This window comes from Amycolatopsis sp. NBC_01480 (assembly GCF_036227205.1).
Classification (GTDB): Bacteria; Actinomycetota; Actinomycetes; order Mycobacteriales; family Pseudonocardiaceae; genus Amycolatopsis.
On the sequence record NZ_CP109442.1, the window covers coordinates 9,015,848 to 9,040,611 of the forward strand.

At 70.7% G+C, this 24,764-nt stretch carries 20 protein-coding genes; 10 read left to right on the top strand and 10 right to left on the bottom strand.

Translation table 11 applies throughout. The features are described 5' to 3' along the window. Positions 1-263: 263 nt before the first annotated feature. The 4 genes from OG371_RS41935 to OG371_RS41950 all read right to left on the bottom strand — a co-directional run bounded on the left by OG371_RS41935 (position 264) and on the right by OG371_RS41950 (position 4,320). Complete coding sequence (locus tag OG371_RS41935; RefSeq protein WP_329062427.1) at positions 264-437, bottom strand: hypothetical protein; 174 nt, start codon at positions 435-437, stop codon at positions 264-266. A 399-nt stretch (positions 438-836) separates the two neighbouring features. After that, complete coding sequence (locus OG371_RS41940) at positions 837-2,102, bottom strand: cyclopropane-fatty-acyl-phospholipid synthase family protein (RefSeq protein WP_329073404.1); 1,266 nt, start codon at positions 2,100-2,102, stop codon at positions 837-839. A gap of 31 nt (positions 2,103-2,133) precedes the next feature. Further along, entirely contained in the window at positions 2,134-3,531 is a 1,398-nt protein-coding gene (locus OG371_RS41945) for an FAD-binding oxidoreductase (protein ID WP_329062429.1), read from the bottom strand. Positions 3,532-3,651: 120 nt separating this feature from the next. Beyond that, positions 3,652-4,320, bottom strand: coding sequence for a GntR family transcriptional regulator (locus OG371_RS41950; protein WP_329062431.1), 669 nt, complete (start codon positions 4,318-4,320; stop codon positions 3,652-3,654). A gap of 251 nt (positions 4,321-4,571) precedes the next feature. On the opposite strand from OG371_RS41950, the gene OG371_RS41955 reads away from it, so the two are divergent. Then, positions 4,572-5,936 (top strand): sugar porter family MFS transporter, encoded by a 1,365-nt coding sequence (locus OG371_RS41955; RefSeq protein WP_329062433.1) that lies wholly within the window; start codon positions 4,572-4,574, stop codon positions 5,934-5,936. 94 nt (positions 5,937-6,030) lie between these two features. Continuing rightward, a complete protein-coding gene (locus tag OG371_RS41960; protein ID WP_329062435.1) occupies positions 6,031-7,404 on the top strand; it encodes an alpha-L-fucosidase in 1,374 nt (457 codons plus the stop codon). 63 nt (positions 7,405-7,467) lie between these two features. On the opposite strand, the gene OG371_RS41965 is transcribed toward OG371_RS41960, so the two are convergent. The 3 genes from OG371_RS41965 to OG371_RS41975 all read right to left on the bottom strand — a co-directional run bounded on the left by OG371_RS41965 (position 7,468) and on the right by OG371_RS41975 (position 12,402). Further along, positions 7,468-8,916, bottom strand: coding sequence for a glycoside hydrolase family 30 protein (locus OG371_RS41965; RefSeq protein ID WP_329062437.1), 1,449 nt, complete (start codon positions 8,914-8,916; stop codon positions 7,468-7,470). Positions 8,917-9,346: 430 nt separating this feature from the next. Further along, positions 9,347-10,093, bottom strand: coding sequence for a dienelactone hydrolase family protein (locus OG371_RS41970; protein ID WP_329062439.1), 747 nt, complete (start codon positions 10,091-10,093; stop codon positions 9,347-9,349). 149 nt (positions 10,094-10,242) lie between these two features. After that, entirely contained in the window at positions 10,243-12,402 is a 2,160-nt protein-coding gene (locus OG371_RS41975; protein ID WP_442876042.1) for a discoidin domain-containing protein, read from the bottom strand. A 221-nt stretch (positions 12,403-12,623) separates the two neighbouring features. Between OG371_RS41975 and OG371_RS41980 the strand changes: the two genes are divergently transcribed. Together OG371_RS41980 and OG371_RS41985 are read left to right on the top strand one after the other, a co-directional pair. Beyond that, on the top strand, positions 12,624-13,553 hold the full coding sequence (locus OG371_RS41980) for a DUF1996 domain-containing protein (RefSeq protein WP_329062441.1): 930 nt from the start codon (positions 12,624-12,626) through the stop codon (positions 13,551-13,553). Then, complete coding sequence (locus OG371_RS41985; protein ID WP_329062443.1) at positions 13,550-14,086, top strand: DUF305 domain-containing protein; 537 nt, start codon at positions 13,550-13,552, stop codon at positions 14,084-14,086. The genes OG371_RS41980 and OG371_RS41985 overlap by 4 nt, the downstream gene beginning before the upstream one ends. A 221-nt stretch (positions 14,087-14,307) precedes the next feature. Here the strand turns inward: OG371_RS41985 and OG371_RS41990 are convergent, their stop codons facing one another. Next, entirely contained in the window at positions 14,308-15,345 is a 1,038-nt protein-coding gene (locus OG371_RS41990) for a LacI family DNA-binding transcriptional regulator (RefSeq protein ID WP_329062445.1), read from the bottom strand. Positions 15,346-15,432: 87 nt separating this feature from the next. Here OG371_RS41990 and OG371_RS41995 point away from each other — a divergent pair, with 87 nt between their 5' ends. Both OG371_RS41995 and OG371_RS42000 read left to right on the top strand, forming a co-directional pair. Next, a complete protein-coding gene (locus OG371_RS41995; RefSeq protein WP_329062447.1) occupies positions 15,433-16,356 on the top strand; it encodes an acetamidase/formamidase family protein in 924 nt (307 codons plus the stop codon). A 190-nt stretch (positions 16,357-16,546) separates the two neighbouring features. Continuing rightward, complete coding sequence (locus OG371_RS42000; RefSeq protein ID WP_329062449.1) at positions 16,547-19,204, top strand: glycoside hydrolase family 3 protein; 2,658 nt, start codon at positions 16,547-16,549, stop codon at positions 19,202-19,204. A gap of 73 nt (positions 19,205-19,277) precedes the next feature. On the opposite strand, the gene OG371_RS42005 is transcribed toward OG371_RS42000, so the two are convergent. After that, positions 19,278-19,973 carry an FMN-dependent NADH-azoreductase gene (locus tag OG371_RS42005; protein WP_329062452.1) on the bottom strand — a complete coding sequence of 232 codons (696 nt, stop codon included), beginning with the start codon at positions 19,971-19,973 and terminating at the stop codon, positions 19,278-19,280. Between the two features lie 86 nt (positions 19,974-20,059). On the opposite strand from OG371_RS42005, the gene OG371_RS42010 reads away from it, so the two are divergent. After that, the gene (locus OG371_RS42010; RefSeq protein ID WP_329062454.1) at positions 20,060-20,992 is read left to right on the top strand and encodes a sigma-70 family RNA polymerase sigma factor; all 933 of its coding nucleotides are present in this window, start codon (positions 20,060-20,062) and stop codon (positions 20,990-20,992) included. Here the strand turns inward: OG371_RS42010 and OG371_RS42015 are convergent, their stop codons facing one another. Beyond that, positions 20,993-21,946 (bottom strand): DUF3152 domain-containing protein, encoded by a 954-nt coding sequence (locus OG371_RS42015; protein WP_329062456.1) that lies wholly within the window; start codon positions 21,944-21,946, stop codon positions 20,993-20,995. Positions 21,947-22,112: 166 nt separating this feature from the next. Between OG371_RS42015 and OG371_RS42020 the strand changes: the two genes are divergently transcribed. The 3 genes from OG371_RS42020 to OG371_RS42030 all read left to right on the top strand — a co-directional run bounded on the left by OG371_RS42020 (position 22,113) and on the right by OG371_RS42030 (position 24,714). Then, positions 22,113-23,000 (top strand): XRE family transcriptional regulator, encoded by an 888-nt coding sequence (locus tag OG371_RS42020; RefSeq protein WP_329062458.1) that lies wholly within the window; start codon positions 22,113-22,115, stop codon positions 22,998-23,000. A gap of 315 nt (positions 23,001-23,315) precedes the next feature. Next, the gene (locus OG371_RS42025) at positions 23,316-23,666 is read left to right on the top strand and encodes a CHAP domain-containing protein (protein WP_329062460.1); all 351 of its coding nucleotides are present in this window, start codon (positions 23,316-23,318) and stop codon (positions 23,664-23,666) included. A gap of 235 nt (positions 23,667-23,901) precedes the next feature. After that, the gene (locus OG371_RS42030) at positions 23,902-24,714 is read left to right on the top strand and encodes a formylglycine-generating enzyme family protein (protein WP_442876209.1); all 813 of its coding nucleotides are present in this window, start codon (positions 23,902-23,904) and stop codon (positions 24,712-24,714) included. Positions 24,715-24,764: the final 50 nt, after the last annotated feature.

Below are 24,764 nucleotides of genomic sequence, written 5' to 3' on the forward strand. Positions count from 1 at the left end.
GTGAACGGCGGCCTAGCCCACTGGGGAAACTGTGGTTTCCCGAACTGGCCTGCGGAGATCATCGTTCACGCGGTTACCCCCTCGACGGTCGATACCGCCCCAGAATCACCCATCGGCCGGACGGTGGGTACCTCCTAATGGGGCTCTCTTCACTGCTCGGCGCCATTTGTTCCGACGGCACGAAGCCGCGCCGTGAGACACAGCTATACCCCGTTCACCGGCGGCTGAACGGGGCATGGCCGCAATCGGCCAAATGCCCGCACTCAGAGCGCGACAGGCGCGGCGCAGACGGTGAAGCCGCCGCCGAGAGGGCCGCCGTCCAGCTCCGCGCGGCGGCGTTCGGTCTCTTCCCGGGTCAGGTGGACGCTCAAGACCGACGGCTCGGGGACCTGTCCGACCACGACGTAGACGTACCGGTACCGCTCCCGGTCCACCACCGGCCCCTCCCCGCGGCGATCACCGCGGCCAGCTCCTCGACGCCGGCCAACGGCGTGCCGAAACCGCCGTTCACCCCGAACAGCGCGGTCGCCGCCCACGGCGACGCGGGCGGGAGCATGGACGAAGGGTCGGCTCGTCCCCCAGCCGCTCGTCGATGGTCCGGCCGAGAATCATCCCCGCCTCACCGGAGTGCCGGGCGGAGGAGTCAGGCGGTGCCGGCGGCAGTGAAGTGCCAACCCGTGGCGCCGTCCGGGACGGTGCGAGCACAGGCGGCGACACGCTGTGTCCCGGCAACCTGGTCGTCCACAGTGGACATCCAGCCGGAACGGAACCGGCAACCGCCCGGCAAACCAAAAACCGCCCGCCGCCCGAAACAACTCAGGCGGCGGGCCCAGTTCTCAGACGCCCCAGTCCGGCCGCAGCGGCAGGTGCGCTTCGCCGTTCGGCTCGACCTTCACGCCGAGGACCTGGTGCAGCTCGATCTCACGGCGTTCGAACGCCAGGCGGCAGGCGGCCATGTACAGGGCCCACACGCGACTGCGCCCGGCGCCCGCCTCGGCGACCGCCTCGTCCCAGTGCTCGTCGAGGTTCGCGCACCAGCCGGCGAGCGTGGAGGCGTAGTGCTCGCGCAGGTTTTCCGAGTGCCGGACCTCCAGGCCGCTGTCGTGCATGGCCGTGACGATCTCGCCGACGGCCTCCAGCTCGCCGTCGGGGAAGACGTAGCGGTCGATGAAACCGCGCGAGTGGTGCGCGACGCTGGTGTCCGGGTTCGTGATGCAGTGGTTCAGCAGCCGGCCGCCCGGCTTGAGCCGCTTGGCCAGGAAACCGAAGTAGGAGTCCAGGTTCCGGGCCCCGATGTGCTCGGTCAGGCCGATCGACGAGATCGCGTCGAAGCCCGTCTCGGTGATGTCGCGGTAGTCGGAGTGGCGGACCTCGGCGCGGTCCGCGAGCCCCTTCGCCACGATGTCCTTCTGCGCCCAGCTCGCCTGCTCCCGCGACAGCGTGACGCCCAGGACCGTGACGCCGTAGTGCTCCGCCGCGTGCTCGGCCATGCCGCCCCAGCCGCAGCCGACGTCCAGCAGCCGCATGCCCGGCTTCAGCCCGAGCTTGCGGCAGACGAGGTCGAACTTGTTCGCCTGCGCCTCTTCCAGCGAGGCCTCCGCCTTGGGGAAAACCGCGCAGGTGTACGCCATCGACGGGCCGAGCACCAGCTCGTAGAACCGGTTGGACACGTCGTAGTGGTTCGCGATCGCGCTGCTGTCACGCGCCTTCGAGTGCCGGAATCCTTGCACCGTACGGCGAAGGCGGCTCGGCAGCTCCTCGGCGGGCGGCGCCACGCGGCGCAGGTGCGTCGGGCCGAGTTTGCGCAGCAGCCAGACGCGGTCGGCCGTGGTCAGCTGGTCCACCTGGGAGGCCAGCGCGTGCAACGCGGTGTACAGGTCGCCCTTGACGTCCAGCGCGCCCGCCACGTACGCGCGGGCCAGACCGAGGTCGCCCGGCGAGGACATCAGGTACGTCAGCGCCAGCGGGGAGCGCACCTCGATCGCCACCGGGGCGTCCTCGGGGCCGCTGCGGCTGTCGTCGTACGCGGTGATCGACACCTCCGCGCTCGGGCCGAGCAGCCGCGTGAAGACCTCGCCGACCGGGGTCTGGACCTTGTTCATGTTCGTCATCTCTCTTCTCAGGCCAGTGGGGTCAGCGCCGCCGGACGCACTTCTCGTGCAGGTCCAGCAGCCGGCTGTCCGGGTCGTAGGCTCCCTTGAGCTTGCGGTAGGCGTCGCCGTTGTAGAGCCGCCAGAACTCGTCGGCTTCGTAGAAGCTGTCCGAGTACAGCGACTTGCGGCCGCCGAGGGCGGTGACCTCGGCCTCGATCATCCGGTTGTGCGTGTCGGCCGCCTCGCCCGGATCGAGCGGCACGGCCGACCAGAACCCGAAGTTGACGTACAGCGCGTCCGGGTTCATCTCGTACAGCGGCCAGCTCACGCCGCCCGGGCGCCCCTTCAGCGGGCACACCCAGACCGGGTTGATCGGGATCTCGCGTTCGAAGAACTCCAGGAACTCCGCGGCCCGCTCCAGCGGCACCTCGATGTCCTGGACCACCGTCTCCTCCGGCGGCAGGCCGCGCGCCGTCAGCAGCCGCTCGGCGAACCGGAACCGGCGGTCCAGCGCCACCAGCTTCCAGTACACCGAAGAGCGCAGCAGCCGGCGGCCGAGCAGCAGCCGCGGCAGCCGGCTCTGGACGCCGAACGCGCGTGAGCACCAGAACCAGTCGGTGTCCCACCGCCACAGGTAGTCGCGCACGGTGAGGTGATCGGTGCGGCGGCTCTGGATGGAGCGGTAGTAGATGCCGAGCCAGGTGTAGTCGCTGGTCTCGGGCGCGGTGTCGGTGAACGTGCCGAGCGTCAGGTACAGCTCGTCCGGCCCGAACACGGTGCCGTCCACGAAGTCGACGGCCTCGCCCTCGTGGGCCTGCGCGCGGCAAGCGTCGCCGAGCGCCGTGAAGTAGCTGTCCCGGTCGTGGTAGCGGACGTGGCGCAGCCGGACGTACGGCTTCACCGGCTCCAGCTCGATCCGCAGCCGCAACGCGTAGCCGAGGGTGCCGTAGGAATTGGGGAAGCCGTGGAACAACTCGCGGTGCTCGTTGTCCGGCCGGGCCACGACCACCCGCCCGTCGCCGGTGAGCAGCTCCATCTCCAGCACCGACTCGTGCGGCATGCCGTTGCGGAACGAGGAGGACTCGATGCCGAGCCCGGTCACCGCGCCGCCCAGGGTGATGGTCTTGAGCTGCGGCACGACCAGCGGCATCAGCCCGTGCGCCAGGGTGGCGTCGACCAGCTGCTCGTAGGTGACCATGCCCTCGACCTCGGCCGTGCGGGCCTCCGGGTCGACGCGCAGCACGTGGGTGAAGCCCGAAACGTCCAGCCCCGGGGTTTTCGTCGCGGCCCGCGAGCGGAACAGGTTGGAAGTCCGTTTCGCCAGCCGGACCGTACCGTGGCGAGGGATCGCCGCCAGCTGCTTCAGCAGCTCCGCGACGCGCAGCTCGTGCGCCGGGAAGTCCGGGCGCACGGGCCGGGTGGTGGGGTCACTCGTCATGCTTGATCGCCATCACTCCATCGTGCCCCACGGGCGACGCGGGCGCAGCTACGGCTTCGTCTCACTGCCTTTCCCACACTGCGGAACAAGGCGTTAGTTCTTCACGAGGCAGTTCTTTTCTCAGGCGCTGGGCCCGTCCATCACCGCGATGTGGCGCTCCCAGCTGCCGCTCAGGTGCTGCTCCATCGCCTCGGCCGCGCGGTCCGGGTTGCGGCGCAGCACGGCCCGCAGCACGCGATCGTGTTCGTCCACTGTGGTCAGTGCGTCGCCGGGGGCGGTGTTGAGGCGGAACATGTGCAGGTGCGTGTGGAGCCGCTGCACCGCCTGGGCCAGCAGCGGGCGGCCGGACGCGGCGGCGAGCGTGTCGTGGAACTCCTGGTCCAGCGCGGCGAACCGGCGGTAGACCAGGTACCGCTCGCCGGTCACGGGGTGGCTGCGCATGCCCTCGACGGTCGTCTCGAGGTGGTCCAGCTGCTCGTCGGTGGCGTGGGTGGCGGCCAGCGCCGCGGCCCGCGGCTCCAGCAGGCGCCGCATGTCGAACAGGTCCACCAGGCCGTCGACCGACAGCAGCTCGGTGGCGCGGTAGCCGGCCTGCGAACGCTTCGTCACCAGGCCGTCGGATTCCAGGCGGGCCAGCGCCTCCCGCACCGGGGTCGGCGAAACCTCCAGCCGCCGCGCCAGGCTTTCGATGCCCACCCGCGCGCCCGGCTCGATCTCGTGGTCCATCACCAGGGCCTTGATCTCCTCGTAGACCCGGTCGGTGAGCCCCCGGCGGCCGCTGTCCTCCACATGACGGGACTCTAGCGGCCCGGCCACCACGTGACCCGACCCTATAGGTTTCGTCGACGCCGACATCGGCCCCTCTCACGGCTGCTTAGGCCAGACGGTTCGGAAAATCCAGGTCTTGACACTACCAAGGCCACTCTGGCTAGAGTCCTCTTCGCAGAGATCCTATAGGAAATTCTGCGCCGTGCTCCCCCAGCTGTCTCAAGCCGTCCCCAACCGCATCGCACTGTCGCGAGACCGGAGGCCGATCGCCCGTGCCGGACCGGACCATCCTGCAGCCCGCACCAGCCACCGCCCGCATGCCCCGCTTCGTCGCCGTCGTGGCGGTGCTCGGCGGCATGGCCGGGCTGCTCTACGGCTACGACTCGGGCGCGATCTCGACCGCGCTCCCCTTTGTCACCAAGCAGTTCGGCCTCAGCTCCACCGCGCAGGGGCTGGTCACGAGCCTGATCCTGCTGGGCGCGCTGCCCTCGATCGTCGCGGGCACGCTCGTCGCCCGTCGTTACGACCGGCGCGCGCTGCTGCTGGTCGCGGGCATCATCTTCATCGTCGGCTCGGTGGGCTGCGCGGTCGCGCCGAGCGTCGGCTGGCTGCTGCTCGCGCGGTTCGTGCTCGGCCTCGCCGTGGGCCTGGCCAACATGTTCGGCCTGATCTACCTGACCGAGCTGGCCCCGAAACGCACCCGCGGCATGATCAGCGCGCTGTACCAGCTGGGCGTGAACATCGGCATCCTGTGCGCGTACGCCGCGGGCGACGCGCTGGCCGGCTCCGAATCGTGGCAGTGGATGCTGGGGCTCGGCGCCGCCCCGGCCGCGCTCTTCTTCGCCGGCATGCTCGCCAGCCCGCGCAGTCCCCGCTGGCTGATCCTGCGCGGACGCGACGCCGAAGCGGTCAGCGTGCTGACCCGGCTGCGGCCCACCAAGGCCGACGCCGTCAAGGAAGCCGGCGAGGTCAACGCCAGCCTGTCGGTGCAGGAGGCCCGGCTGGGCGACCTGTTCCGCCGCTACCGGCCCGCGCTCACGATCACCCTGGTGCTCACCTTCTTCCAGGTGTTCACCGGCATCAACGCGGTCGTCTACTACGCGCCGACGGTGTTCCAGGGCCTGGCCGAGCACACCAGCGACACCGGCATCATCGCGAACTACAGCGTCGGCGGCGCCCTGGTCCTGTCCACCGCGCTGTCACTGCCGTTCATCGACCGGCTGGGCCGGGTGAAGCTGCTGGCGATCAGCCTCGGCGTCCAGGTGGTGCCGCTGCTGCTGCTCGCGCTGTTCCCGCACCAGAGCACGCTGGACGTGGTCTGCGTGTTCGTCTACACCTTCGCGTTCGGGTTCGGCCTCGGGCCGGTGTTCTGGCTCTACGTGCCGGAGGTGCTGCCGCTGCGCGCCCGGGCGATCGGCATGGGCGTGGTGACCTTCACCCAGTACATGTTCAACTTCCTGTTCTCGCTGACCTTCCCCGACCTGCTGAACGCGATCGGCTTCTGGGTGTTCGGCATCTACGCGGTGCTGTCGCTGCTCGGCCTGGTCTTCGTGCTCAGGAAGGTGCCGGAGACCTCGGGCCGCTCGCTCGAGGAGATCGAGGCGAACTGGCGCACCCGGAAACCCTTGCGCGCCTGAGTGTCCGGGCCGCGACCGCGCGCCCGGGGTGACTCGAAACGGAGGATCGATGCGGATTTCTTCGAGACGGATTCCTTCCAGGCGACCGGGGGCCGTGGCGCTCGCCGTGGCCGCGCTGTTCGCGAGCGGCGTCGCGGGCGCACCGGCGGCGTCGGCGCAGCCACCCGCTGCGCAGGCCGAACCGCTGGACCTGGCGTTCGGCACTCAGGCCACGCAGAGCAGCACCGACTACGGCGGCACCGCCGATCGCGCGGTCGACGACGGGACCAACGGTGCCTTCTCCGGCAACTCCGTCAGCCACACCACCGAAGAAGCCCAGCCCTGGTGGCAGACCGACCTCGGCTCGGTGCGGGACACCTCGCGGATCGTGGTCTGGAACCGCACCGACTGCTGCGCCGGGCGGCTCTCGGACTTCTGGGTGCTGACCTCGGACCGGCCGATCACCGCGAAGACCGTCGACGAGGCCCGCGCCCAGCCGGGGGTCGAAGCCCAGCACGTCGGCTCGCTCACTGGGCCGTCGGTCGCGCTCAGCGTCCAGCGGCCCGCGCGTTACGTCCGGGTGCAGCTGGCCGGCACCGGTTACCTCTCCCTCGCCGAGGTGCAGGTGTACGGGCGCGAGACGATCAGCCCCTCGCCGTTGGCCCAGCGCTGGGTCAAGCAGAACCCGTTCGGGCTGTTCCTGCACTACAACATGTCCACTTACGACAATCAGCAGTGGGCCAATCCGCAGGCGCCGGAGTCGGAGTTCGCGCCGACCGCGCCGGTCGACCCCGATCAGTGGGCGGCCGCGATGAAGTCGGCCGGCATGACCTTCGGAGTGCTGACCGCCAAGCACCACGACGGCTTCGCGCTGTGGGACACCGCGGCGTCCACTCACGACATCGCCGCCAGTCCGTACCACAAGGACCTGGTGCGCCAGTACGTCGATGCCATGCACCGCAACGGTTTGAAGGTCGGCCTCTACTTCTCCATCTGGGACCGGCACACCGGCGACAGCCTGCAGCTCGTCCAGCAGCAGCTCACCGAGCTGCTCACCCGGTACGGCCCGGTGGACTACCTGTGGTTCGACGGCTGGGGCTGGCAGGTCCCGTACTCCGTGGTGCCGTACGCCCCGGTCCGGAACCTGATCCACCGGCTCTCGCCGAACACCGTGGTGGCCAACAACGACCACAACGGCACCCTGCAGACCAGCGACGTCGTCGTCTACGAGGTCCCGGTGCAGGGCGCCCCGCCGACGACGAACACCCGGCCGGTGGACGCCAGCGACACCCTGGACACCAACTCCACCTGGTTCCACACCACGGCCACCGGCGCGCCCCGCCCGGCGGCGGAGATCGCCGACATCCTCAAGAAGGTCAACGCCGGCAACGGTCTCTACCTGCTCGACGCCGGGCCGGACCTGGCCGGGCGGATCCCGCAGGACTACCTGGACCGGCTGGCCGAGATCGGCAAGCTGCGCAAGTCCTGACCAGACCACAGGGGAGCCCCCGCCCGGCGCGAACCGGACGGGGGCTCCCCTGTGGACACCTCGCTACCAGGTGAAGGTCGCCGAGGTGTGGCCGGGCAGGTTGTAGGTGAAGGACTGCCCGCCCCAGTTGACCCGGACGCTCTGGGCACTGGTGCTGGAGTTGTAGGCGATCAGCGCCTTGGACCCGTCGGGGTTCTTCCACGCGACGTTGCGCACCGTGGAGTTGTCGTTCGAGTCGATCCGGACCGCGCCGGGCTTCACGAACTTCGTCAGGTGGCCCATCGTGTAGTACTCGACGGTGTAGTCGACCTGGCCGCTGCGCGAGTCTCCGTTGTGGACGGTGATGAACCCGGTGCAGGTGCCGCAGCCCCCGTTGTGCGGGCCCATGTTCTGGTCCACCGCGAGGCTCCACTTGGTGACCGTGCGGCTCCAGTTCCGCGTGTAGTCGACGATGTTGTTCATGTCCTCGGCCTGCTGGTTGCCGACCCAGGTGCCACCCGAGTGCTCGGTGGAGTAGGCGTTGACGTTCGGGTACTGGTTGTGCACGGTGGTCTGCTGGCCGACGTCCCCGCCGTACCCGTGCCAGGCCATTCCGCCGAAGTTGGGATCGGTCCGGATCGCGGAGTCGTCCATCGTCGGGGCGGCGTAGGACTGGTACTGGTCCCAGTTCCAGTCCAGCGCCAGCACCTTGGTCGACAGCCCCGCGCTGTGCAACGCCGGCAGCAGGTTGTTCTTCGTGAAGTAGGCCAGGCCCGAGCCGTTCCAGTTGGTGGACGGGTAGCCGTTGCAGCAGGTCGGCTCGTTCTGCACGGTGAGGTAGTCGATCGGCACCCCGGCGTTTTTGTACGCCTGCAAGTACTTCACGAAGTACTGGGCGTAGTTGTTGTAGTACTGGGACTGCACCCAGCCCAGGTTGTAGCTGTCGTTGTCCTTCATCCACGGCGGCGCGCTCCACGGCGACGCCATCAGCTTCAGCTGCGGGTTCAGCTGCTTGGCCTGCTGGGTCAGCGGCAGCACGTCGGCCTGGTCGTGCGCGATGGAGAAGTGCGCCAGAGAGGGGTCGGTCTGCCCGGCGGGCATGTCGTCGAACGTGTAGCTGTAGCGCGCCAGGTCGGACGCCCCGATCGGGTTCCGCACGAAGCTCAGGCCGATCCCGGAGTTGGGGTCGAACAGCTTCTGCATCACGGCGTTGCGGGTGCTCTGCGAAAGCGCGCCGGAGGAGTTCATCAGCCACGCCGCGGTGTCGGTGAACGAGGCGCCACCACCCTCGAACTGCTGGTAGGTGGTGTTGTCGTTGACCGTGATGGTCTGCTGGCCGGTGCCGGTGCCCGCGGAGAACGCGATCGGAGTCTGCTTCTCCAAGCCTCGCGTCACCGTGCGGCCGCCGCCGTCACTGGTCGTGGTCAGCCAGATGTTCACCGGCTCGTTGGCCGCCTGCGCGGTCGGCACCAGCATCGTCGAGACGGCCAGCGCCGCGACGCCGATCAGCGGCAGGAAGTGTCTTCTTCTCATGCGGGGACACCGCCCGCAGCCAGGGGGAAGGGGGAGATGGACACCGTTGTCACCTCTCTGCCGGGGCGCGCCGGGCGCGCCCGCACGGATCGACCGGAACGGGCGACGGAGAGCCGTCGAGAGGGGGCGAGGACGGTGAATAACCGACGACTTCGCTGTGCCCGCGAGAAAGTATGCATGCTCGCCGGCGGCCGGGCAATCCTTCACGGCTATTTTCTTCTCGACTCGAATTAAGGTGCGAACCTCCGCGACGGCCCGCACCTGCGTGGCGGGAAGACTCGGCGGGGCCGGCTCGCCCGAGCCGGAGGACCGCTCACCGGAACTCGTTCGCTGCGCCGGTCAGGCCGGAGACGGAGAAACCGGGGTGCCGCGTCCTTTGTGGACACGGCACCCCGGTTCCGGACCGGCGTTCCGCTGAGCGGGAAAGACCTCAGCCGTTCACGCGCTCCAGCAGCGCGAACAGGTTCTCCCAGTGCCGCCGCTCGCCCTCTTCGTGGTACGCCGCCGTGTCGGTCATGGTGTAACCGTGGGGCGCGCCTTCGTAGACCTCGGAGGTGTAGCGCACGCCGGCCTCGTCCAGCGCGGCCTCCAGGGTCTTGATCTGCTCCGCCGTCATCGCGTGGTCCTGGTCGGCGTGGCCGAAGTACAGCTCGCCGGTGATCGCGCCGACGGCCAGGTGCGGGCTGTCGGGCTCGTCCGTGGCGAGACGGCCGCCGTGGAAGCTGCCGACCGCCTTCACGCGGTCCGGGAACGCCTCGATCACGCGCAGCGCGTTGGTGCCGCCCATGCAGTAGCCGGTGATCACCACCGGGCCCGGGTCGACGCCCTCCTGCGCGGCGAAAAAGTCGAGGTAGGCCCGCGCGTCACGGGTGATCGCGGCCGTGTCGAGGCCCTGGATCAGCGGCATGATCTTCCCGAAGATCGCGCCGCGCTTGTCCGGGTCCTCGAGGCCGGCCAGGTCGATGTCCCCCGCCGGGCCGCCGCGGTAGAGCAGGTTCGGCGCGAGCACGGCGTACCCGCCCTCGGCGATCCGGTTCGCCATCTCCTCGATCCGGGGGCGCAGCCCGAACGCGTCCGGGAACAGCAGCACCCCGGGGTGGGGACCGCCGTCCGGGACAGCCAGGTACGAGTCGGCGGTGCCGTCCTCGGTCGGGACGTCCACCTTCGCTGTGCGCATCCGTTGTCACTCCCATCGCTTCACATGACCGGGCTTGTGATCGCCAACCTACTCGCGGCGGGAGGGACCGCGGCGGCGGTGGTGGAAGTTCGGCGGCGCCGGCGGGTGATCCACTCCCGCCGGCGCCGCCGGTCCCCCGCCCCCGGGGGTCAGGTGCGGTAGACGCCGAACTCGTACAACGAGTAGCCGTACGTCGTGCCGCGCTGGGTGGCGGACATCCGGACATAGCGCCCGGTGCCGCTGATCGCGAGGTCGTCCACGCCGCCGTCGCCGGTCGTGGTGGTGTAGACGCTGTGCCAGTTGGTGCCGTCGTCGCTGACCTGGATCTCGTACGCCTTGCCGTAGGCCGATTCCCAGATCAGCTGCACGTGGTCGAAGGACTGCGAGTGGCCGAGGTCCACCTGGAGCCACTGCGGGTCGCTCCAGTCGCTGGCCCACCGGGTGGCCGCGTCGCCGTCGGTCGCGGCCTGCGGCGGGTACGGGGCACCGGGGCCGTCGGCCTGGTAGCTGGACGCTGTGGTCACGGCGCCGCGCGCGATGTTCGTGCCGCTCACCGGCGGCGCGACCACCCGCAGCGAGCGGGTCTCGATGCCGACGTTGCCGTGGCCGTCCCGGGCGTAGAGGTAGAGCTTCCACACCCCGAGCGTCGACGGCGCGGTGACGGTGAACGGGCCGCCGCCGGTGAACTGCGCCGGGATCAGGCCGCCCGCGCCGTTGATGTACTTGCTGTTATAGCCCATCGTGTACGTGATCGGGTCGCCGTCGGGATCGGCCACGGCGGCGGTCAGGGTGAACGTGCCGCCGGCCGGGACGTCCGTGGTGCGGCTCAGGTCCATCGAGCTGATCACCGGCGGGGTGTTGCCGTCGGTCCGTCCACTGTAGAGCTTGCGGACGGCGTACCAGGAGAGCCGCTTCTCGTTGCCGGTGGTGATGTTGAACCACACGCCGCCGAAGTCGCCTTCGCTGCCGTAGTGGAACAGCGTCGCGCCCAGCGCCACGCCGGGATGGCCGAGGATGCAGTTCCACGCGTTTACGTAGCCGTCGCGCTTCTGCACGTCGGTCGGCTCGGCAGGCACACCGTTCGCGTCGTTCGGCACCTCCCACTCACCGGCCGGGCCGGTTTCGGTGACGATGTACGGCTTCGTGTAACCGCCGGCGTTCCAGTCCTGTTTGACCTGGCAGATCTGCTTGTAGGCGTTGACCGAGTACAAGTCCAGGCTCGGCGCGTACGCCTTGTAGTACGGCCAGGCCCCGGTCCACGCGTCGGTGGAGGTGACCGGGTGGTTCGCGTCGATCGCGTGGATCGCCTGCGCGGCCTGCTCGACGAACTGGGTGTACGCCACGCGCTCCTGCTCCAGCTGGGTGCCGGAGTAGCAGTTCTGCATGCCGAGGATCGACTCGTTGCCGACGTTCCACATCAGCACGCCCGCGTTGTCGCGGTACTCGGTCACCCAGCGCTGGATCTCGCCGAGCATGGTGCTCTTGTAGTTCGTGTCGGTGAGGTAGTCGACGCAGCCGCCGCTGCCCGGCCCGCCGCCGGGCTGGAGCCAGAAGCCGTTGATCACCTTGAGGCCGTTGGCCGCCGCGGCGTCGAGCAGCGGTTTGGTGGTGCCGTCGGTGCCCCAGGTGCGGACGGTGTTGACGCCGGCGTCGTGCAGCTCCGGCATCCGCGTGGCGGCCTCGCCGACCGGCGGGCCCCAGGTGAGGCCCTTGACCACGTACGGCGCGCCGTCCACGGTCAGCTGCCAGCTGCCCTGCGAGCCGGTCACCTTCACCACGCCGGGCCCGGCCGGGGTGGTGCCGCCGAAGCTGCCGGAGACCTGGAACTCCCAGAGCGAGTAGCCGTAGCCGCCGACGCGGTGGGTGCCGTACATCCGGACGTACCGGCCGGAGCCGCTGACGTTCAGCGTCTGCACTCCCCCGGCGCCGGTGGTGGTGCTGTAGACCGGATGCCAGTTCGCGGCGTCGTCGGAGACCTGGATCTCGAACGCCGTGGCGTAGGCCGATTCCCAGTTCAGGGTGACCTGGGTGATCGACGCGGTGGCGCCGAGGTCGACCTGCAACCACTGCGGATCGGCGTGGGCGGGGTCGGCGAACGCGCTCGACCAGCGGGTGCCGGTGTCGCCGTCGACCGCGGCGGAGGCGGGGGTGCCCGCGCCTTCGCTGGACGACGCGGTAGCCGGCTTTCCTTGAGACAACAGGCTCGCGGCCCGGGCGGCGGGCGGGACGGCCAGCCAGCAGAGCACGAGCAGGACGGCCAGCGCCAGTGCGGAACGGGGGCGCACGGTCACGGGCAACGGTCGGTCCACGATGACTCCCGCGGCAGGGGACAATGGGAGAGCGCTCTCCAGTGCGCAGGGAAGATTCGCGCCGCTGTCCCGCCGTGTCAAGGGTTTTGCCGAAACCAGGCCGAAACTGGACAGAAACCGACTAGTCGTGACACCCGGGTGCTTCTTGACAGGAGCCCGGCCCGGTCACATGCTTTCTGGAGAGCGCTCTCCCACATCGGCCCCCTCACCGTGGAGGACTCTTGTCTTCGAAACTCGCGCTCCTCGCTTGCGCGGCCGCCGCGGCCCTCACCGCCGCGTTCCTGACCGGCACGGCCGGCCCCGCCGGCGCGGACGACGTCGTGACGCACCACGAATTCCAGGTCAACTGCTCGCCGAGCCACCACCAGCCCGACGACCCGATCGTCTACCCGGGCCTGCCCGGCGCCTCGCACGACCACACCTTCCTGGGCAACAACACCACCAACGCCAACACCACGACGGAGTCTCTGCTCGCCGCGGGCACCGGCAACACCACCTGCCTCGCGCCCGACGACCTGTCCGCGTATTGGTTCCCGACCGTGCTCAACGGCGACCAGGTGGTGCTGCCGAACTTCGCGCAGGTCGTCTACTACAAGTCCGGGGTGCTGGACTACAAGAGCGTCAAGCCGTTCCCGCAGGGGCTGCGCTACCTCGCCGGCAACATGAACGCGACGCAGGACGAGTTCCAGCACGCGCCCGGCGCCATCGAGGGCTGGGAGTGCGGGGAGAGCTTCCACAACTGGGACATCCCGGTGACCTGCACGCCCGGCAGCCAGCTCAACATCCGTTACCAGGCCCCGAGCTGCTGGGACGGCGTGCACCTGGACTCGGCCGACCACCGCAGCCACATGGCCTACCCGGACCCGGTTTCGCTGACCTGCCCGGCCGATCACCCGGTGCCGGTGCCGATGCTGGAGTTCAAGATGGCGTTCCCGGTCTCCGGTGACATGTCCGGGGTGCACCTGGCCAGCGGCCGCGGGTACTCCTGGCACTACGACTTCTTCAACGCCTGGGACCCGGAGACGCTCGCCGCGATGGTCACCCACTGCATCAACGGCGGCCTGCAGTGCGACCCGCGCGGGTTCGACGTGTACAAGCCGGACCGCGGCGGCGTGCTCGGCCCGAACTACCGGCTCCCCGGCCGGCCGTGAAAGGCGCCGTCGCGCTCGTGGTGGTGGCGCTGCTCGCCGCCGGTTGCGCCACCACCACCGCGGCGGCCCCGACCGCCGCCCCCGCGCCCGCTTCCGCCGCTGCCGCGTTCAACCAGACCGACGTCGCGTGGCTCGAGCTGACCGTGCCGATGACGGAGAACGCCGTGGCCGCACTGGAACTCGCGGACTCCCACGGCGCCGCGAGCGCCGTCACCGGGCAGCTGCTGGACGGCCAGCGCAAACTGCTCGACCGGCTGCAGACGGTGCGCACCCGGGCCGGCCTGGCCGACGTGAACATCCACAGTGGACACCGGCTGCCCGGCCTGATCACCGAGGCGGACCTGGTGGTCCTGCGCGGCGCGCAGGGCGAGGACTTCAGCCACCGCCTGCTCCCGCTCGTCGGCGCCCACCTGGCCCAGCTCGGCGTGCTCTCCCGCGGCGAGCAGCAGTCCGGCGCCGAGCCGTCGGCCCGCGCATTGGCGGGCGAGGTCTCGAAAGTGGCGCAGGAGCACCAGAACCTGGTCCGCGGCTGACGCGGCTGGCCTGCGGGCTGACGTGTTGCGGGTTGCGGGTTGCGGGTTGCGCCCCAATGTGCGTTGGTTGCGTTCAACGCAACCAACGCCACATTGGGTGCGCTGGACGCACCGAACGCCACATTGGGGCGCTTCGGGCCAGGCCGGAGGCGGAGCAGCGGGACCGGGCACGCGAAGCGTGGCCCGGCCGGGTAAGGGAAAGCGTGGCCCGGCAGCGGCAGTCAGCCCGAGTCGCGTTCGATCAGGATCGGGTCGAAGACTCGGGAGACCGCGCGCAGGTCCGGGTCGGCCATCCGGTCGAGGACCATCCGCACCATCGCCGCGCCCATGTCCTCGACCGGCTGGCGGACCGTGGTCAGCCGGGGGCGGCAAGTGAGCGCTGCCGGGCTGTCGTCGAAGCCGATCACCGCGACGTCGTCCGGGACGCGGCGGCCGCGCTCGCGCAGCACCGACAGGGCGCCGTAGGCCATCAGGTCGTTGGCGACGAACAGCCCGTCCAGCCCGGGTTCCTCGGCGAGCAGCCGTTCCATCGCCTGCTCGCCGCCGAGCTGGGTGAAGTTGCCCTCGGCGACGGCGACATACGCGTGCCCGTGCCGCGCCATCGCGTCGCGGAAGCCGGCCAGGCGGTCCTGGCCGGCCGCGGTGTCGGCGGGGCCGGCGATCGTCGCGACCTGACGGCAGCCGCGGGCGACCAAGCGGTCGGCCGCGAGGCGCGCGCCGTCCTGGTGCGCGACGTCGACCCAGCACACCGGCGCGGGCCGCGTGGGCCGGGCGAACAGGGCGGTGGGCATGCCCGCGTCGGTGAGCATCCGGGGCAGCGGATCGGTGCCGTGCAAGGAGATCATCAGCACCCCGCCGACGTTCTCCTGCCGCAGCTTGCCCACCAGCTTCGCCCGCTCGTCGTCGCTGTCGACGACCATCAGCAGCGGGTGCCGGCCGTGCGGGCGCAGCTCGGCGAGCGCGCCGTCGAGCACCCGGCCGAAAAACGGGTCGCCGAACACCCCGCCGCCGAACTCCTCCTGACCGATGTGCCGGTCGGGCTCGGAGACGACCACCGCGACCGTCGCGGTCCGGCGGTTCACCAGCGACCGCGCGGCCTGATTCGGCACATAGCCGGTCTCCGCGATGGCGCGCTCCACCGTCTCCCGCAGCCGCGGGTCGACGTTGCGCACCCCGTTCACCACTCGCGAAACAGTGGCGCGCGAGACGCCGGCCACGCGCGCCACGTCCTCCAACGTCGGCGGCTGCTGCGTGGTCACGTGTTCTTTCTAGCATGTGTGAGAGCGCTCTCCCACTCGGCGTGCGACGATCACCCATGAGCGTCGGCAACCCAGGGAGCACCCGTTATGACCGAGCACCGCCTCGAACCCGCGCCCGGCACGACCGTGGACTACTTCAGCCGCGAGACCCCGCCCGTGCTGACTGTGGACGCCGGCGACACCGTGGTGGCGGGTTCCCTTGACGCACACGGGTTCCTCGAGCGGCAGCGCACGGCCGGCGAGCAACGGCCGCGGATGTTCGAGCCGAGCCGCGGCCACTGCCTCACCGGCCCGATCGCCGTGCGGGGCGCCGAGCCGGGCACCGTGCTCGCGATCAGGATCGAAGACCTGCGCCCCGGCGAGTGGGGCTGGACCCTGGCCGCGGCGAAGGACAACTGGCTCACCCGCCGGCTCGGCGTCGCCGACGGCCCGCCCGGGCAGCTGCTGTGGGAGCTGGACGCCGACACCGGCACGAGTGACCGCGGCCAGACCGTGGCGCTCGCGCCGTTCCTCGGGGTGCTGGGCCTGCCGCCGGCTGAGCCGGGCGAGCACTCCACCATCCCGCCGCGGTCCGAGGGCGGCGGCAACATCGACTGCCGCGAACTCGTCGCCGGCTCGACGCTGTACCTGCCCGTGACGGTCCCGGGCGCGCTGCTGCACCTCGGCGACGGCCACGCCGCCCAGGGCGACGGCGAGGTCGGTGGCACCGCGATCGAGTGCCCGATGACCACCCGGCTGACCCTGGACGTCGTCCCGGCCCAGCAGCGCCCGGTGCCGGGCGTGCACGCGGAGACCCCGGCCGGCCGCGTCACGTTCGGCTTCCACGAAGACCTCAACGAGGCCACCGCCGAGGCGCTCGGCGCGATGCTCACCTGGCTGCAGGCATTGCACGGCCTCGACCGCCCGACGGCGCTGGCGCTGGCCAGCCCGGTGGTGGACCTGCGGGTCACCCAGATCGCCAACCAGACCTGGGGCGTGCACGCCGTCCTGCCCACCGGCGCCCTTCGCTGAGCCCTCCCCCGCGGCCCGGCCAGGCGATCCGCGGCACCGGCGTCCACCCGTTACCTATCCGCCTTAATTCGAGTCGAGAATTAACAAGACTTCCGAAGGGTCCGGACCTATTGACGGCTTCCGCTTTGTCCGGTCAGGATCGCCTGGGCCCTCCCGGGCCCGCTCGCCGCCTCTTCAGAACGGACTGTAGATGGCCAGAAGATCCCCCGGGTGGTCCCGGGCTCGCCGGACCACATTCGCCGCACTCGCCAGCCTCACGCTGCTCGGCGGTGTCGCCCACGCGGCGCCCGCCCCCGTGACGGCACCCGCCCCCGCCGCGCAGCCCGAGGTCGGGGCGCCCGCCCTCGACAAGAACGGCTGCGCCCGCATCGAACAGAATCTGCCGACGCTTTCGGACTGGCCGAAGGTCGACAGCCAGATCGCCAAGAACCCCAAGGACGAGCAGCGCATCGCCCAGATCGTCGCCGGCATGACGCTGGAGGAGAAGGTCGGGCAGATGACGCAGCCCGAGATCTCCGCGATCACGCCGGACGAGGTGAAGCAGTACGCCATCGGCTCGGTGCTCAACGGCGGCGGCTCGTGGCCGGGCGCCAACAAGCACGCCACCCAGCAGGACTGGCTGAACCTGGCCGACGCCTACTGGACCGCCTCGAAGTCCACCCGCACCCGGATCCCGGTGATCTGGGGCATCGACGCGGTGCACGGCAACAACAACGTCTACGGCGCCACCGTCTTCCCGCAGAACATCGCGCTCGGCGCGGCCCACGACTCGTGCCTGGTCCGCGACGTCGAGAACGCGACCGCCCGCCAGATCCGCGCGACCGGGCAGGACTGGGCGTTCGCGCCGACGCTGGCCGTGGTCCAGGACGACCGCTGGGGCCGCACCTACGAGGGCTTCTCCGAGGACCCGCGCATCACCCGCGCCTACGGGTACGAGGCCATCAACGGCCTGCAGGACGGCGCGACCAAGCGCATCGGCTACAACGGCGTGATCGCCACCGCCAAGCACTTCATCGGCGACGGCGGCACCACCAACGGCCAGGACCAGGGCGTCAACGCCTCGTCCGAGGCCGACATGATCAACATCCACGGCCAGGGCTACTACGGCGCGCTCGCCGCCGGCAGCCAGACCGTGATGGCGTCGTTCAACAGCTGGACCAACCCCGACCTCGGCATCAACGAGGGCAAGATCCACGGCAGCGACAAGGCGCTGAACCAGATCCTCAAGGGCAAGATGGGCTTCGACGGCCTGGTCGTGTCCGACTGGAACGGCATCGGCCAGGTCACCGGCTGCACCAACGCCAGCTGCCCGCGCGCGATCAACGCCGGCATCGACCTGGTGATGGTCCCGAACGACTGGAAGGCGTTCATCACCAACACCGTCGCCCAGGTCCGCGACGGCGAGATCGCCCAGTCGCGCATCGACGACGCGGTCACCCGCGTCCTGCGGGTGAAGCTGCGCGCCGGGATCCTGGACGAGCAGAAGCCCTCGGACCGCTCGTACGCCAACTCCGGCGAGGCGCTGAAGGACAACTGGCTCGCCCGCGACGCCGTGCGCGAATCGCAGACCCTGTTGAAGAACAACAACAACGTGCTGCCGCTGAAGCCGAAGTCGAAGGTGCTGGTGGTCGGCAAGAGCGCCGACAGCATCTCGAACCAGACCGGCGGCTGGACGCTGTCGTGGCAGGGCACCGGAAACACCAACGCCGACTTCCCCAACGCCACGTCGATCCTCGGTGGGCTGCAGCAGGACCTCGGCGCCGCGAACGTCACCTTCGACCCCACCGGCACCGTGGACCCGAAGGGTTACGACGCGGTCATCGCGGTGATCGGTGAGACGCCGTACGCCGAGGGTGTCGGCGATCTGCAGCGCAAGACGCTGGAGGCGGCGAAGCTCTACCCCGAGGACCTGGCGACGCTGGACAAGGTCAGCGGCAAGGGCACCCCGGTCGTCACGGTCTACGTCAGCGGCCGCCCGCTGTACGTGAACAAGGAGCTCAACCGGTCCGACGCGTTCGTCGAGGCCTGGCTGCCCGGCACCGAGGGCGGCGGCGTGGCGGACATGCTGGTCAAGGGCAAGGACGGCACCGGGTTCCAGGGCAAGCTGTCGTACTCCTGGCCGAAGAGCGCCTGCCAGACGCCGCTGAACCCGTGGAGCCCGAACTACGATCCGCTGTTCCCGCTCGGCTACGGCCTCAAGACCGGGCAGCACGCCACCGTCGGCACGCTCGACGAGACCGCGGGCCCGGCCACCTGCGGGTCCACCGGGGGCGGCGGCACCGCGACCGAGGACCTGCCGATCTTCGACCGCACGGATGTGGCCCCGTACAAGAGCTTCATCGGCTCGGCGGAGAACTGGGGCGGCACCGAGATCGGCCCGGACGGCACCGCCGCGCACTCGGAGATCAACGTGGTCCCGGCCGACGTCAACGTGCAGGCGGACGGCCTGAAGGCGACGTGGACCGGCACCGGGGCGGCGCAGCTGTACTCACAGAACCCCAGTGGCACCAACGATCTGCGGAGTTACCTGAACGCGGATTCGGCGCTGGAGTTCGACGTGATCGTGAACTCGCCACCGGTGAACCGCACGGTGGTGAGCATGCACTGCGTCTACCCGTGCTTCTCGGAAGTCAACGCCACCAAGCTGTTCACGGACCTGCCCACGGGTCAGAAGGCGACGGTGAAGATCCCGCTGTCGTGCTTCGCGAACGGGCTGGACTTCCAGAACGTCAACACCCCGTTCCTGGTCTACACCGACGGCGCGTTCTCAGCCTCGTTCGCGAATGTGCGGTGGTCGCCCGGCGGGGCCAAGGATCCGGACGCGAAAGCGTGTTCGGATCTGACTTAGCGTTGCCGCGTTGTCCGTCAAGGACTCCTTGCCTGCGTCCGACGCGGGTAAGGAGTCCTTGACGGACGGGCGGTCAGGTGTCCGCCTGGAGCTTTCCGGCCAGCTCGGTCACCTCCGCGGCCGCTGTGGCGAGCGACTCCGCGGCGAGGGCTTCCATGCCTGCGAGCGCGGGGTTCTCGCGTACGCGCGTCAGCTCCGCCTTCACCACCGAAAGCCGCTCCGGCGTCACCCCGAGGTTCGTCAGGTACGCACGCAGGTACGGCAGCTGGAAGTCGAAGGCCTCGCGCGGGGTGCCGGGGCCGTAACCCCCGCCGCGGGCGGCGACCAGCACGAAGTTCGTGTCGCGCAGCACCCGCTCCCCGTTCGCCGGGCCGGTGAAGGCGCCCGGGAACGTAACCCGGTCGATCCACGCCTTCAGCGAGGCCGGCACGGTGAAGTTGTACATCGGCAGGCCCAGCAGGACCGTGTGCGCGTCGCGGAGCTGATCGATCAACGGGCGGGTCAGCGCCCATTCGCGCAGCTCGGCTTCGTCGGCGGCCAGCCCGGCGACGTCGTCGAGCGCGATCGCCCCGTGCCGCTCCACGCGACGGCCGAGCGTCGCGTACGGCGCGCGGATCAGCGGCACCGGCTCCTCGGCGAGGTCACGGCGTCGCACCGGCCCGCGCCAGGCCGCCGCGAACAGCGCGGTCAGCCGCCGGCTCACGGACTCGGCCCCGTCGGCACTGGAGTCGAGGTGCAGCAGCGGCGCCTCGGTTAGCATGTCGGTCATCCGGTTCGGTTCCCCTTTTCGTTGCTGTCGTCGGTGGTCCGGTCTCCCTGCCGAACCCGACGAAGCAGGACGAGGAAAGGTGACCGATGCCCGAGGACAACACCGTGGCGCTGCGGTTCGAGGCGGAACGGCCGCGGTTGCGCGCGCTCGCCCAGCGGCTGCTGGGGTCCGCGGCCGAAGCCGAGGACGCGGTTCAAGAGGCGTGGCTGCGGCTCGCCCGGCAACCCTTGGGTGTCGGAGCTGCCGACGTCCCGGAGACCGCCGGTATCGCGAACCTCGCCGCTTGGCTGACCACGGTCGTCTCGCGGGTGTGCCTCGACGTCTTGCGTGCCCGCCGCGAAACGCCCGTCGAGCAGGTGCCGGAGCACGGCGTCCAGGCCGGGCCGGAGGACGAGGTCGTGCGCGCAGGCGAGGTCGGCCGCGCGCTGCTGGTCGTGCTGGCCACCCTGAGCCCCGCCGAACGGGTCGCCTTCGTGCTGCACGACCTGTTCGCGGTGCCGTTCGACGTCATCGCGCCGATCGTGGACCGCACCCCCGTCGCGGCGAAGAAGCTGGCCAGCCGGGCCCGGCTACGGGTGCGTGGCACTCCTGCGCTTCCGGAGGCCGAGCTGACCCGGCACGCGCAAGTGGTCGAGGCCTTCCTCGCCGCGGCCCGCGGCGGCGACCTGGCCGAACTGCTGCGAGTGCTGGCCCCGGACGTCGTCCGGCACGCCGATCCGGCCGCCCTGCCCACGGGCGCTCCGCCGGTCCTGCGCGGCGCGGACGCCGTCGCCCGCGGCACGCAGTTCTTCAGCGCCCGGGCCGCGTTGGCCGAACTCGCCCTCATCGACGGACGCCCCGGCCTGATCCTCGCCCCCGCGGGCCACCTCACCGCCGTCCTCCGCATCACCGTGACCGACGGCCGGGTCACGGCCTACGACGTCATTGCCGACCCGGCCCGGCTGGCCGAGGTGACCGTCGCGATGCCCCAGCGCACCGATGAGTGGCTGTATATGTCGTTATACATTCAACTCGCGTGATCAGTGCCCGTCCGGGAACGGCCACTCGTTCGGCACGCAAGTCAGGTGGTCGGCCGGCACCGCGCCGCGGTCGCCGCCCGGGACGTCGTTGAGCCGGGCCACGTAGTCGTCCGAGACGCCGAATGACTGTTGCATCATCACCGGCGCGGGTTGGCCGTTGCCGCCGCAGCCGACGTGGGAATGGCCCAGCGCGTGGCCGACCTCGTGGTTGATCGCGTACACCCGGTAGCCGCTCAGGTTCGGGCCGTAAGCCTTCGCGCCGCGGACCCAGCGGGCCAGGTTGATCAGCACGCGGTGCTTGCTGCTGCGGAAGCAGGACGCCTCGTAGGTGATGGAGAACCCGCAGGTGTCCGGGCGGTGCGTGGTGCTCGGCGTGGTCAGGCTGACCCGGAAGTCCGGGCGCGCCGAGACGCCGTCCACCCGTTGCAGCGCGAGCTTCCCGTCGGCAGTCCAGCTCTTGGCGTCCGACAGGATGCCCTGCACGGCGCTCGCGAAGCTGTCGTCGCCGGCGTAGCTCGACGGGTCGATGCCGTCCTCGACCTCGACGGTGTAGCGGTAGAGCCGCCCGGTGCCGACCTTGTCCCCGGAGCCGGGCACGACGTGCCAGTTCCCGCTGCCGGACTCGGTGAAGTCGCCGCCGTTCGGCAGGACCGCGGTCTCCCCGTTCAGGTCCACCGGGGCGGCCGGGTTCTCCGGGATACCGGCCGACGCCGTGACCGGGCCGCCGGCCTGTGCCGGAGCCGCCTCCGACTGCGCGGTCTGCGCCGATTCGGCCGACGGCGCCGGGGCCGTCGCGGACTGGACCACGACCAGGACCGTGACCACCGCCAGCACCGGCAAGGCGTACACCCGCCAGCCGTAGGTATTCAGGAACCCCTTGCGCTGAACGGGTTTTCGCTGCTCGAGTGGCTTGCGCGCCGCGCGCAGCGGTTCGCCGGCGTCGATCGATGGCACGTACTTCCCCAGTTTCTCCGGTGACGGATGTCCCCCATCATGGACGGTCCGGGCCCCCGGAAGGTTGAGACCACGGGACTTCCCCGCTCGCCGGACCACCGCGCGCGCCGCGGAGCAGGACTTTCGTCGGTTCCCCAGCCCCCGCGCGAGTGATCATGATGGGCCGGTGCCCCCGTCCCACCCCGCATCGTTCGCGGTCACGCTGGACGCCGCGATCGAGGAGTCCGGGCTCTCGCTCGACCGGCTCCGGCACCACCTCGCCACGCGCGGGGTGACGCTGTCGCGCTCGGCCCTGTCCTACTGGCGCCGCGGGCGCTCGCAGCCGGAACGGTCCACTTCGCTGGAAGCCGTGACGCACCTGGAAGCCGTGCTCAGCCTGTCCCCCGGCACGCTGACCTCGCAGCTCGGCCCGCGGGCGCCGCGCGGGCGGTGGCTCGGCCGGCCCGCGGACCGCGTCGAGCGCCGCCGGCTCTGGCCCGAGCTGCGCCCGTTCTCGGCCGAGCTGAAGCCGCCGCCGGACGGCCAGCTCGCGTTCTGGTCGATCCACGACCGCGTGCTCGTCGACGAGGAAGGCAGCGAGCGCGCGCTGCAGGTGCACCTGGTCGCCGAGGCCACGATGGACGGCGTCGACCGGCTGATGACCTACCACCAGTCCGATCACCCGCTGCCCGGCGAGCCGCGGTACCAGGGCGTGCGGTTCGCGCGGACCGGCCGGGTGCGCGTCGACCGCGCCACCGGCATGACCGTCGGCGAGCTGCACCTCGACCGCGTGCTCGCGGCGGGTGAGGTGACGGCCGTGGAGTACGAGATCGTGTTCCCGCCCGGAGAGCGGATCGACCACTACCACCGGCGGTTCACCCGGCCGGTGCCCGAGTACGTGTGCCAGGTCCAGTTCGGGCTGAACGTGCCGCGGCGCGTGCGCGCCTACGAGCAGCGCGGGCTGTCCGGCCCCCGGCACCCCGGCGCGCCGCTGCGGATCGGCAGCACGCACGCGGTCACGTTCGCCGCCCGCGACGTGCGCCCCGGCCTCTGCGGGCCCCGGTGGGAGTGGTGACGCAATTCTGTGGACAGCGCGCGCCGACCTGCGGATTCGGCCTGCGTCAGTGCTTCTGTCCACTTCCTCCTGGTACGCGGCGTGCGCCCGCGGTTACGTTCCGCGGCACTTCGCCAGTCCCCGTCGCAGAAAGGCACCCGCCATGCGCCGTCTCACCCGGGCCCTGACCACCGTCGCCGCCGCTGCCGTGCTCGTCGCCACCGGCACCGCGACCGCCACCGCCGCGCCGGCCAGACCACTGTCGATGGCGGCCCAGTTCGGCACCCTCGCGCCGTCGGCCTCGCAGGACACCATCGGCGACACCTACCCGTCGAAGTGCGCGACATCCCGCAGGACTCGGTCGTCGACGACTGGAACATGTACAACCGCGAGTGCGTCTCGTGGGCGGCGTTCAACATCGCCGAGCACGGCCAGAGCGCCTCGAACTACGGCGACGCCAAGTACTGGGACGACAACGCGAGCCAGAACGGCTACCGCGTCGACAACTCGCCCACCCCCGGCTCGATCGCGCAGACCGACAACGGCACCTACGGCCACGTGGCCATTGTGGACAGTGTGCACGGCGGCACCGCGACCGTCGAGGACTACAACTGGGCCGGCGACGGGCACTACCTCCGCCACGACGTGAACGTCGGCGACTTCCGCTATATCCACTTCTACAACTGACGCCGGCCACCGACCGGGGCCCGGCGCGGGGTCCCGGTCGGCCCAGCCGGGGTGGTCAGCACAGCCGGGGTGGTACGTTCCGCATTCGCCGTGCCGGTCCACTCCGGACCGGCGCCCTGGCTGACGGTGAGGAGCGAAGCCCGTGTCCAGCTGCTGCCCGCCCAGCCGCTCCGGCACTCCCCCGGCCCGCGCCGTACCGGCCGCACCCGCCGCCTGCTCCTCCGCCCCGGACGGCATGATCCTGTTGCCCGGCACCACCTTCCGCATGGGCACCGACGACCCGGACGGTTTCCCCGAAGACCACGAAGGCCCCGTCCGCGAGGTCACCGTCGCCCCGTTCGCGATCGACCCCTTCGCCGTGACGAACGAGCGGTTCGCCGCGTTCGCCGACGCCACCGGCTACCGCACGGAGGCCGAGGAGTTCGGCTGGACGTACGTGTTCGCGAAGTTCCTGCCCGGCCCGTTGCGCAAGAATTCGCCACGCCCGTCGGCGGCGCCGTGGTGGTGCGGGGTGTCCGGCGCGAGCTGGCGCTTCCCCGAAGGCCCCGGCAGCTCCGTGGCGGACCGCGCCGATCACCCCGTGGTCCACGTGTCCTGGAACGACGCGACCGCCTACTGCGCCTGGGCCGGCCTCCGCCTGCCGACCGAGGCCGAATGGGAGTACGCGGCCCGCGGCGGCCTGGACCAGGCGCGCTACCCGTGGGGCGACGAGCTGACCCCGGACGGGCAGCACCGGTGCAACATCTGGCAGGGCCGCTTCCCCTCGCACGACACCGCCGAGGACGGCTACTCCGGCACCGCGCCCGCCAATGCCTTCCAGCCCAACGGTTTCGGCCTGTACAACGTCTCCGGCAACGTCTGGGAATGGTGCGCCGACTGGTTCGACGGGGCGAAGGCGAACCGATCGATGCGCGGCGGCTCGTACCTGTGCCACGCGTCGTACTGCAACCGCTACCGGGTCGCCGCCCGCACCTCCAACAGCCCGGACAGTTCCAGCGGGAACACGGGATTCCGGTGCGTCGCGGACATCACCGACGCGGACCGCTGAGGGCCGCGACGACGCCGCCAAATCCGCGGTTCGGCCCCACTGCCGTGAGA

What these genes read in the sequence shown, in the direction of transcription:
- OG371_RS41995 (WP_329062447.1), top strand. Translation starts at nt 15,433, where the DNA reads ATGACCGAGCACCGCCTCGAACCCGCGCCCGGCACGACCGTGGACTAC.
- OG371_RS41970 (WP_329062439.1), bottom strand. Translation starts at nt 10,093, where the DNA reads ATGCGCACAGCGAAGGTGGACGTCCCGACCGAGGACGGCACCGCCGAC.
- OG371_RS41945 (WP_329062429.1), bottom strand. Translation starts at nt 3,531, where the DNA reads ATGACGAGTGACCCCACCACCCGGCCCGTGCGCCCGGACTTCCCGGCG.
- OG371_RS41940 (WP_329073404.1), bottom strand. Translation starts at nt 2,102, where the DNA reads ATGAACAAGGTCCAGACCCCGGTCGGCGAGGTCTTCACGCGGCTGCTC.
- OG371_RS42010 (WP_329062454.1), top strand. Translation starts at nt 20,060, where the DNA reads ATGCCCGAGGACAACACCGTGGCGCTGCGGTTCGAGGCGGAACGGCCG.
- OG371_RS41965 (WP_329062437.1), bottom strand. Translation starts at nt 8,916, where the DNA reads ATGAGAAGAAGACACTTCCTGCCGCTGATCGGCGTCGCGGCGCTGGCC.
- OG371_RS42000 (WP_329062449.1), top strand. Translation starts at nt 16,547, where the DNA reads ATGGCCAGAAGATCCCCCGGGTGGTCCCGGGCTCGCCGGACCACATTC.
- OG371_RS42005 (WP_329062452.1), bottom strand. Translation starts at nt 19,973, where the DNA reads ATGACCGACATGCTAACCGAGGCGCCGCTGCTGCACCTCGACTCCAGT.
- OG371_RS42030 (WP_442876209.1), top strand. Translation starts at nt 23,902, where the DNA reads ATGATCCTGTTGCCCGGCACCACCTTCCGCATGGGCACCGACGACCCG.